The 9684-nt window shown below is 59.9% G+C and carries 7 protein-coding genes and 2 pseudogenes; all 9 read right to left on the bottom strand.

The window, feature by feature from the left end; translation table 11 throughout:
- Positions 1-65: 65 nt before the first annotated feature.
- The gene (gene trpE, locus AC1DSG_RS25595) at positions 66-1547 is read right to left on the bottom strand and encodes an anthranilate synthase component I (RefSeq protein WP_452628356.1); all 1482 of its coding nucleotides are present in this window, start codon (positions 1545-1547) and stop codon (positions 66-68) included.
- A gap of 71 nt (positions 1548-1618) precedes the next feature.
- On the bottom strand, positions 1619-2437 hold the full coding sequence (locus AC1DSG_RS25590; RefSeq protein WP_477793377.1) for a phosphoglycolate phosphatase: 819 nt from the start codon (positions 2435-2437) through the stop codon (positions 1619-1621).
- Positions 2434-2994: pseudogene (gene rpe / locus AC1DSG_RS25585) on the bottom strand (ribulose-phosphate 3-epimerase); the annotation flags it as partial. The gene AC1DSG_RS25590 and the pseudogene rpe, both read right to left, overlap by 4 nt.
- 54 nt (positions 2995-3048) lie before the next feature.
- A pseudogene (locus tag AC1DSG_RS25580) lies at positions 3049-4144 on the bottom strand (iron-containing alcohol dehydrogenase).
- A 221-nt stretch (positions 4145-4365) separates the two neighbouring features.
- Positions 4366-5190 carry an ABC transporter permease gene (locus tag AC1DSG_RS25575; protein WP_477793376.1) on the bottom strand — a complete coding sequence of 275 codons (825 nt, stop codon included), beginning with the start codon at positions 5188-5190 and terminating at the stop codon, positions 4366-4368.
- Positions 5191-5202: 12 nt separating this feature from the next.
- Positions 5203-6450 carry an ABC transporter permease gene (locus tag AC1DSG_RS25570; RefSeq protein ID WP_477793375.1) on the bottom strand — a complete coding sequence of 416 codons (1248 nt, stop codon included), beginning with the start codon at positions 6448-6450 and terminating at the stop codon, positions 5203-5205.
- Between the two features lie 190 nt (positions 6451-6640).
- Complete coding sequence (locus tag AC1DSG_RS25565) at positions 6641-7684, bottom strand: ABC transporter substrate-binding protein (RefSeq protein ID WP_477793374.1); 1044 nt, start codon at positions 7682-7684, stop codon at positions 6641-6643.
- A 50-nt stretch (positions 7685-7734) separates the two neighbouring features.
- A complete protein-coding gene (locus AC1DSG_RS25560; RefSeq protein WP_477793373.1) occupies positions 7735-8859 on the bottom strand; it encodes an ABC transporter ATP-binding protein in 1125 nt (374 codons plus the stop codon).
- 279 nt (positions 8860-9138) lie between these two features.
- Positions 9139-9684, bottom strand: a 546-nt coding sequence (locus AC1DSG_RS25555) for a response regulator (RefSeq protein ID WP_477793372.1), incomplete at its 5' end; no start/stop codon positions are given.

Genomic DNA, 9684 nt, shown 5'->3' with positions numbered 1-9684 from the left:
ACATCAACTTCGCTTGATACACCGCTTTCGCGAGCAGGCTCGCTCCCACAGGGTTACCGGTGAACTCAGGTGTCCGGAGTTTGTTCGGCCAGTGCCACGGCGCGGAACATCGCGCGGCGTTTGTTCAGGGTTTCTTCCCATTCCAGCGCCGGTACCGAATCGGCAACGATGCCGCCGCCGGCCTGCACATGCAGCTCACCGTTTTTGATCACCGCCGTGCGGATTGCAATCGCGGTGTCCATGTTGCCGTTCCAGGCAAAGTAACCGACCGCACCGCCGTAGACGCCACGTTTTACCGGTTCCAATTCATCGATGATTTCCATCGCGCGAATCTTCGGCGCACCCGACAACGTGCCCGCCGGCAGGATCGCCCGTAGCGCGTCCATCGCCGTCAGACCGGCCTTCAATTGCCCGGTGACGTTGGACACGATGTGCATCACGTTGGAATAACGCTCGATGACCATCTTCTCGGTGAGCTTCACCGAACCGATTTCCGAGACCCGACCGGTGTCGTTACGACCCAGGTCGATCAGCATCAAGTGCTCGGCGATTTCCTTGTCGTCGGACAGCAGGTCTTTTTCCAGTGCCAGGTCGGCTTCTTCGTTGGCGCCGCGTGGGCGCGTGCCGGCAATCGGGCGCACGGTGATCAGGTTGTCTTCAACCCGCACCAGCACTTCCGGCGAACTGCCGACCACATGGAAGTCGCCGAAGTTGAAGAAGTACATATAAGGCGTCGGGTTGAAGCAACGCAGCGCCCGGTACAGATCAATCGGCGCAGCCTTGAAGTCGATCGACATGCGTTGGGACGGTACGACCTGCATGCAGTCACCGGCCAGGATGTATTCCTTGATGGTGTCGACGGCTTTTTCGTAATCGTCCTGAGTGAAGCTCGAACGGAACACCGGATCAGCCGACTGTTGCTTGCTGAAATCCAGGCCACGGCGCGGCGTGATCGGCTGGCGCAGCTTTTCCAGCAGTTCTTCCAAACGTTCCAGGCCTTGCTCGAAAGCATCGGCCTGCGCCGGGTCGGCCAGCACAATCGCGTGCATCTTGCCGGCGAGGTTGTCGAATACCACCACCGCATCGGAGACCATCAGCAGAATATCCGGCACGCCCAATGGATCCGGATTCGGGCATTTGCCTAAACGCTTCTCCACGTACCGCACGCAGTCATAACCGAAGTAACCCACCAGACCACCGTTGAAACGCGGCAGGCCGGCGATGGTCGGCACGTTGTAACGGGCCTTGAAGGTTTCGACGAAGGCCAACGGGTCTTCAACGTCATGGCTTTCGGTCTCGATACCGTCGACGGTCACACTGACGTGATGGTCATGCACCCGCAGTACGGTGCGGCACGGCAGACCGATGATCGAATAACGGCCCCACTTTTCCCCGCCCTGAACCGATTCAAGCAGGTAGGAGTTCGGCTCGTCGGCCAGTTTCAGGTAGATCGACAGCGGCGTGTCGAAGTCAGCCAGGGTTTCGCAGGCAAGCGGGATGCGGTTGTAGCCAGCAGCGGCCAAACGCAGGAATTCTTCGCGGATCATGGGGTAGCCTCGTGGCTTGAGGGTCTAACGGTCAGGTATGCAAACGCGCCGGTACGCCGGCCAGGAACAAGTCAGGCGCGCCAACGCCAGCGGGCCAGGGCCTTGATGACTTTCATCCAGAGTTTGCGAGTGACCACCACGATGGCGTTTCCAGCAGGGGGTTGAACAGCGTCGCGCAACGTTATCTCAGCGGCTGGATCCAGGCAACCGCGAATTAGTTTGCGCAGATCGTCGATCACCAATGCCGGTGACTCTTCGGCAATCGGCCGACCATGGTTGTAGCCGTAACTGAGCGCCACGCACTTGACCCCCGCCGCTTTCGCCGCCAGCACATCGCTGCGCGAATCGCCGACGAACAAGGATTGCGAGGCCGGGATGTTGGCCATTTTCATCACGAAAAACAGTGCGGCCGGGTCGGGCTTTTTCTGCGGCAGGGTATCGCCGCCGATGATCCATTTGAAGTAGCGGCCGATCTTCATCTGATCCAGCAACGGCGCGACGAAACGCTCCGGCTTGTTAGTGATCAGCGCCATCTCCACGCCTTGCTTGTGCAGCCACTTCAGGGTGTCGCGCACACCAGGGTAAACCACGGTCAGCTCATGGCTTGCGCCATAGGCCTGCATGAAAATTTCCAGCGCATGTTCAGCCTCAGTGTTGTCGACGGCGGAGTGCTCAATGCCACCCGCCAGCGCACGCCGCACCAATACCGGCGCACCGTTGCCGACCCATTCACGTACCGACTCGATGCCGGCAGGCTGGCGGCCCAGCTTGAGCAGCATGTTATCCACGGCCGCTGCGAGGTCCGGGAGCGAATCGATCAGCGTGCCATCCAGATCGAACATCACCAGTCGCGGCAGACGCCCAGGGAACAACTGCTCAAAACCACTCATGGGCGAGCCAGTGCCAGTTCGGCGCGCATCTTCTCGATCACTTCCTGATAGTTCGGCGCGTTGAAAATCGCCGAGCCTGCGACGAAGGTGTCAGCGCCAGCAGCAGCAATTTCACGGATGTTGTTCACGTTCACGCCACCGTCGATTTCCAGGCGAATGTCACGCCCGGAGGCGTCGATCAACGCACGCGCCTGGCGCAGCTTGTCGAGGGTGCCGGGGATGAACTTCTGCCCGCCAAAACCCGGGTTGACGCTCATCAGCAAGATCATGTCGACCTTGTCCATCACGTATTCGAGCACGCTCAGCGGAGTCGCCGGATTGAACACCAGGCCCGACTTGCAGCCGCCCTCGCGGATCAGTTGCAGGGAACGGTCGACGTGCTGCGAAGCTTCCGGGTGGAAGGTGATGTAGGTCGCGCCGGCTTCGATGAAGTCACCGACGATGCGGTCCACTGGGCTGACCATCAGGTGCGCGTCGATTGGCGCGGTCACGCCGTACTTGCGCAGCGCCGCGCACACCATCGGGCCGATGGTCAGGTTGGGCACGTAGTGGTTGTCTTGGGGGCTTTCTCCCGTAGTTTCCCCGCCGCGGAAACTACTGGAGAACGCCCCCTAGTACGCCGCTCGGTAGATTTTCTCGATATCGGCGGCGCTCAATTTGCGTGGATTGTTGCGCATCAGGCGCTCGATCCCTGCCGCTTCCGCAGCCATGGCCGGGATGGCGTCTTCGGGAACGCCGAAGCTGCGCATGCCCAGCGGGATTTCCACCGCTGCGCACAGCGCGGTCATCGCCTCCACGGCTTTGTCCGCGGCATCGTTGGCACTCAGATGAGCGGTCTTCACCCCCATGGCCTCGGCAATATCTTGCATGCGCTCGACGCAGGCCATCTTGTTCCAGGTCATGACATAGGGCAGCAACAAGGCGTTGCTGACACCGTGGGCGATATTGAAACGTCCGCCCAGCGGGTACGCCAACGCGTGCACCGCGCCGACCCCGGCATTGCCGAACGCCATGCCCGCCATCAGGCTGGCGGTGGCCATGTCTTCACGGGCTTGCAGGTTGGACGGATTGGCATAGGCCTTGGGCAACGCTTTGGCGATCAGCTTGATGGCGCCGATGGCCAAGGCGTCCGTGATCGGCGAGGCATTGACCGACAGGTAGGACTCGATGGCATGCACCCATGCATCGACGCCACTGGCCGCCGTAACACCGCGCGGGCAGGTCAGGGTCATTTGCGGACTGACCAGCGCCACGTCGGGTAATAGGTAGTCGCTGACGATGCCTTTTTTCAGCTGCGCGACCTTGTCGGGCGATCAGCGGTGGACCTTTGCGCGGCACTTGATCGACACCGAACAGGTCTTCCAGCGCGCCGTGGTAACCGGCATACGCCGCCACGCTCTTGGCAATATCAATGGCACTGCCACCGCCCAGGCCGATCAAGCCGTCATGCCCACCGTCGCGATACACCCGCATGCAGTCTTCGACGATGGCGATTTCCGGGTCTGGCAGGACCCGGTCGAAAATCTCGTAGGTGCGATCACCCAATTGCGCCAGCGCCAACTCGACCGTGCCGGATTTGACCAGCGCCGCATCGGTCACGATCAGCGGGTTAACGACATCAAGACGGGTCAGTTCAGCGGCGAGCTGCTCGATAGCGCCTGCGCCGGTGATCAATTTGTGAGCAATTTTGAAAGAGGAAAGACTCATCGTGCGCAGCCTCTTATAGCTAGGGGAGCTGGGCACAAGAGTAGCTGGGGATTGGGGGTTGTCTGCTATTCAGGACATGAATGACCAACGATCCCGAAACCACCACAAATCAACTGTGGGAGYGAGCCTGCTCGCGATAGCGGTGTGTCAGTCAACATCAATGTTGAATGTCAGATAGCTATCGCGAGCAGGCTCACTCACACAGGGGATGGTGTGTGGCTTTAGACCTGTGCGGTGCGCAGTTTTTCGCTGCGACCACGCAGCCATTCCAGGGTCAGCAGCAGGATTACCGAGAAGGCGATCAACAAGGTCGCTGCAGCGGCGATAGTGGGGCTGAGGTTTTCGCGAATCCCGCTGAACATCTGCCGTGGCAAGGTCGCTTGTTCCGGACCGGCCAGGAACAACGTCACCACCACTTCATCGAACGATGTCGCAAAGGCAAACAGCGCACCGGAGATCACACCCGGCGCAATCAACGGCAATGTCACCCGGCGGAACGCCGTCAGTGGCGAGGCACCCAGGCTTGCAGCGGCGCGCACCAGATTTTGGTTGAACCCCTGCAGCGTCGCCGACACGGTGATGATCACAAACGGCACACCCAACACCGCATGCACCACGATCAGCGAGAAGAAGCTGTTGCCCAACCCCAATGGGGCAAAGAACAGGTAACTCGCCACACCAATGATCACCACCGGCACCACCATCGGCGAAATCACCAGGGCCATCACCAGAGGCTTGCCGGGAAAATCGCCGCGGGTCAGGCCAATTGCTGCAAGCGTACCGAAGATCATCGCCAGCACCGTCGCCGCCGGGGCGACAATGATGCTGTTCTTCAGCGCACGCATCCATTCGGCCGAGCCAAAGAAGTCCTGGTACCAGTGCAGCGAAAAGCCTTGCAGCGGGTACACGAGGAAACTGCCCGAGTTGAACGACAGCGGAATAATCACCAGCACCGGCAAAATCAGGAACAACAGAATCAAGCCGCAGAAAATCCGCAAACTGTAGAACCACACCCGCTCAACGGGCGACATATAAGGACTCAGCATTTCGTTCTCCCCTTARCTCAGGCGCAGGCGGCTGGCGCCCACCAGCCAGCTGTAAATCAGATAAAGCACCACGGTCGCCAGCAGCAATAACCCGCCCAGTGCGGTCRCCATGCCCCAGTTGATGCTGGTGTTGGTGTAGAAGGCGACGAAGTAGCTGACCATCTGATCGTTCGGGCTGCCCAGCAACGCCGGGGTGATGTAGTAGCCAATGGCGAGGATGAACACCAACAGGCAACCGGCACYGACACCGGCATAAGTCTGCGGGAAGTACACCCGCCAGAAACTGGCAAACGGGTGGCAGCCGAGGGAAATCGCGGCACGCATGTACGTCGGCGAGATGCCTTTCATGACGCTGTAGATCGGCAGGATCATGAACGGCAGCAGGATGTGCACCATGGAGATGTAAACGCCGGTACGGTTGAACACTAGCTCCAGCGGTTTATCGATGATGCCCATAGCCATCAGGCCGCTGTTGATCAGTCCGCCCGATTGCAACAACACAATCCAGGCGGCGACACGCACCAGGATCGAGGTCCAGAACGGCAGCAGGACCAGAATCATCAACAGGTTGCTTTGACGCGAAGGCAGGTTCGCCAGCAGGTAGGCCAATGGATATGCCAGTACCAGGCAGATCGCCGTAATGATCAGGCCCATCCAGAAGGTCCGGGCGAAGATGTCGAGATAGATCGCCTGATCGGGTGTCGCCGGGGCCAGTTCGCCGAGGTCATCGATCCGATGATCGACCGCTGCCAGCAGATAGTAAGGCGTAATGCTGCTGACGTTGCGGCGCACCGCTTGCCAGTAGGCCGGGTCGCCCCAACGCTCGTCGAGCGCTTCCAGCGCTTCTTTATAGGAAGCCGGTTCAGTGGCGAACGGCAACGCGCGAGCAGTTTTGGTCAGCAGGCTGCGATAGCCGGCCAGTTCCATGTTCAAGCGCTTGGACAAGTCGCCCAGGGTTTGATTCTTGCGGGCTTCGGCGAGGTCTTCGCTGGCCGCTTTGTAAACCGGTTCAGCGGGCAGGCCTCGGCCGTCCCAGCTAGCGATGGCCGACACGGTGCGCGGCATGCCGCCGACCACTTCCGGGTTACCCACGCTTTTATAGAGCAGCGCCACGATGGGCACCAGGAACACCAGCAACAGAAACAGCACCAACGGCGCGATCAAGGCTTGAGCCTTCCAGCGGTTGATCCGCTCGGCGTGCTTGAGTCGCTGCTTCAAGGTGGGGTCAGTGCCCGCGTTCAGTGGAATGGCGGTGGCCATGGCGTACTCCGGAAATCTTTGATCGTTACAGAGGCGCAGAAGCACCCCGAACCATGATCGTTCCCACGCTCTGCGTGGGAACGCATCCAGTGACGCTCTGCGTCACAAGGACGCGGAGCGTCCCGGGCGGCATTCCCACGCAGAGCGTGGGAACGATCAACCAGTGAACCGTCGTCCCTTGTTACATGTGTTACTTGGCAGCCCAGGAATTGAAGCGCTGTTCCAGTTGCTCGCCGTTGTCAGCCCAGAAGCTGACGTCGATCTGCACCTGGTTGGCGATGTTTTCCGGGGTGGTCGGCATGTCTTTCAGGACATCCTTGGGCAGCAACGGTACGGCCAGGACATTGACCGGGCCGTAGGCGATGTTTTCCGAKTAGGTCTTCTGCTGCTGCGGCTGCACCGAGAAGGCGATGAATTTTTTCGCCGCTTCTGCACGTGCTTTATCCAGACCTTTTGGAATCGCCCATGAGTCGAAGTCGTAGATGCCGCCGTTCCACACCACTTTCAGGTTGCTTTCTTTCTGCACGGCAGCGATCCGGCCGTTGTAGGCCGAGCTCATGACCACGTCACCAGAAGCGAGGTACTGCGGCGGTTGTGCGCCAGCTTCCCACCACTGGATGCTTGGTTTGAGCTCATCGAGCTTCTTGAACGCGCGGTCCTGACCATCCTTGCCGGCCAGTACTTTGTAGACGTCTTTCGGTGCAACACCGTCGGCCATCAGAGCGAATTCCAGGGTGTACTTGGCGCCTTTACGCAGGCCACGCTTGCCCGGGAATTTTTTGGTGTCCCAGAAATCCACCCAGCTGGTTGGTGCGGAAGTCAGTTTGTCGGCGTTGTAGGCCAACACGGTCGACCACACGAAGAAGCCCACGCCGCACGGCTGGATAGCGCCTTTGACGAAGTCTTCTGGTTTGCCGAACAGCTTGGGATCCAGCTGCTCGAACATGTCTTCGTCGCAGCCACGGGACAGTTCTGGCGATTCAACTTCTACCAGGTCCCAGGACACGCTCTTGGTGTCGACCATGGCTTTGACCTTGGCCATTTCGCCGTTGTACTCGCCCGCCACGATCTTGCCGTTGCCTGCCGCTTCCCACGGTGCGTAGAAGGCTTTGACCTGCGCAGCCTTGTTCGCCCCGCCAAAGGACACCACGGTCAGGTCCGGACCCGCGGCCATCGCGTGTGCCGCACCGATCATGCCCATGACCAGGGCGGTGAATTTCAGGGATCTCAACATTTATTGTTCTCTCCACGTGCAGGGTTGGTGTTGTTGAAGCAGGGGGGCGATCAATGCGCCTCTAGAAGTGGGTCGAGCGCGCGAACGTGTTCGACCTGCCAGCCAAGCGGTACTACGTCGCCGACGGCCAGCGCGGGATCGAGCTCGGCAATCGGTTGTTTCACAAAGAAATCTGTCTTGCCGCAGACTTCCAGGCGAACCCGGACGTGGTCGCCCAGGTAGATGAATTCCTCCACCCTTCCTGAGAAGCGGTTGACACATGATTCGCTGGAACCATTGAGGCTGATGCGCTCGGGACGAATCGACAGCGTGACCGGTTCGCCGGTCTTACCGACGTTGACCGCCAGCGCTTCAACTTTTTCGCCGCGACCCAGTTCAACGATGCAGCGATCACCGGTCTGGCTGTGCAAGCGGCCGTTGAGGCGGTTGTTCTCGCCGATGAAGTTGGCGACGAAGGTGTTTTTCGGCTCTTCGTAGAGGGTGCGCGGTGGCGCGATCTGCTGAATTTCGCCTTGATGGAACACCGCCACCCGATCAGACATGGTCAGGGCTTCGCCCTGGTCGTGGGTCACGTAGACCACGGTCACGCCGAGGCGTTGATGCAGGTGCTTGATCTCCATCTGCATGTGTTCGCGCAGTTGTTTATCGAGTGCGCCGAGGGGTTCGTCCATCAGCACCAGCTGCGGCTCGAACACCAGYGCCCTGGCCAGTGCCACACGCTGCTGCTGTCCGCCGGACAGTTGTGCCGGATAGCGCTGAGCAAAGGCGTCGAGTTGCACCATGCTCAGGACTTTTTTGACCTTGGCGCTGACGTCGCTCTTGTTCATGCCGCGCACGGTCAGCGGGAACGCGAGGTTCTCGGCGACCGTCATGTGCGGGAACAACGCGTAGTTCTGGAACACCATGCCGATGTCACGCTTGTGCGGCGGCACGTTGTTGATGGCACGCCCGGCCAACAGTATTTCGCCTGCGGTCGGTGTTTCGAAACCGGCGAGCATCATCAAGCTGGTGGTCTTGCCGGAGCCGGACGGCCCGAGCAAGGTGAGGAATTCGCCTTTGCGAATGTCCAGGTTGAGGTCTTTGACGATCAGGTTCTCGCCATCGTAGCTTTTCTGCACTCCACGAAAGCTGACCAGAATGTCGCTGGCCCCTGCGTTTGAATCGACCTGGCTCATACCCGCACCTTTGTTGTTGATGACTGCTGTGGGACTAAGCCTAGTGGACCCTGCCGACCACGCAAATCGGGGGGCAGGAGAGAATCGCCTCAGCCGAATGGAAGGTTGGGGGTAGGGATTGCCCTACAAGGATGGCGCGTTTTGACAACGCAGCGGCAAGCTGTCAGCTACAAGCCGCAAGAACAGGCGTAGTGGGCTGAAATGTACGTCGTTATTGGATATGCACACAGCCCTTTGTGGGAGAGAGCCTGCTCGCTCCCACAGTGGACGGGGGGTGTCTTAGAGGAGTTTGTGTTCCATCGCGTACTTCACCAGTTCCGCCAGGGAGGTGATGTTGAGCTTCTGCATCAATCGCGCCTTGTGGGTGCTGATGGTTTTGTTGCTCAGGGCCAGTTGCTGGGCGATGTCATTGACGTTGACGCCCTGGGCCAGACGTTCGAACACCGAAAACTCGCGCTCCGAAAGCGATGAGTGCAACGGCCTGGAATCGGTCAAGCCAACTTCGAAAACCATGCGGTCGGCGAGATCCGGGTCGATGTAGCGCCCACCCGCCGCTACCTTACGGATCGCGGTTAACAGCAGCGCCGGATCACTGTCCTTGGTCGCGTAACCCGCGGCGCCGACTTTCAATGCCCGGGCGGCCATTTGCGCCTCGTCGTGCATCGACAACACCAGGATGGCGGGCGGATTGTTCAGCGCACGAATCCGCGGAATCGCTTCCAGGCCATTCACGCCCGGCATGGAGATATCCAGCAATACAACCTCGCACGGCACATGCCGCAAAGTCTCGAGCAACTGCTCGCCATTGCTCGCCTCCCCCACCAC

The organism is Pseudomonas sp. P5_A12, from assembly GCF_056400685.1.
Note: the sequence above shows the minus strand (reverse complement) of the source record. Positions and strands in the feature narration are given on the sequence as shown.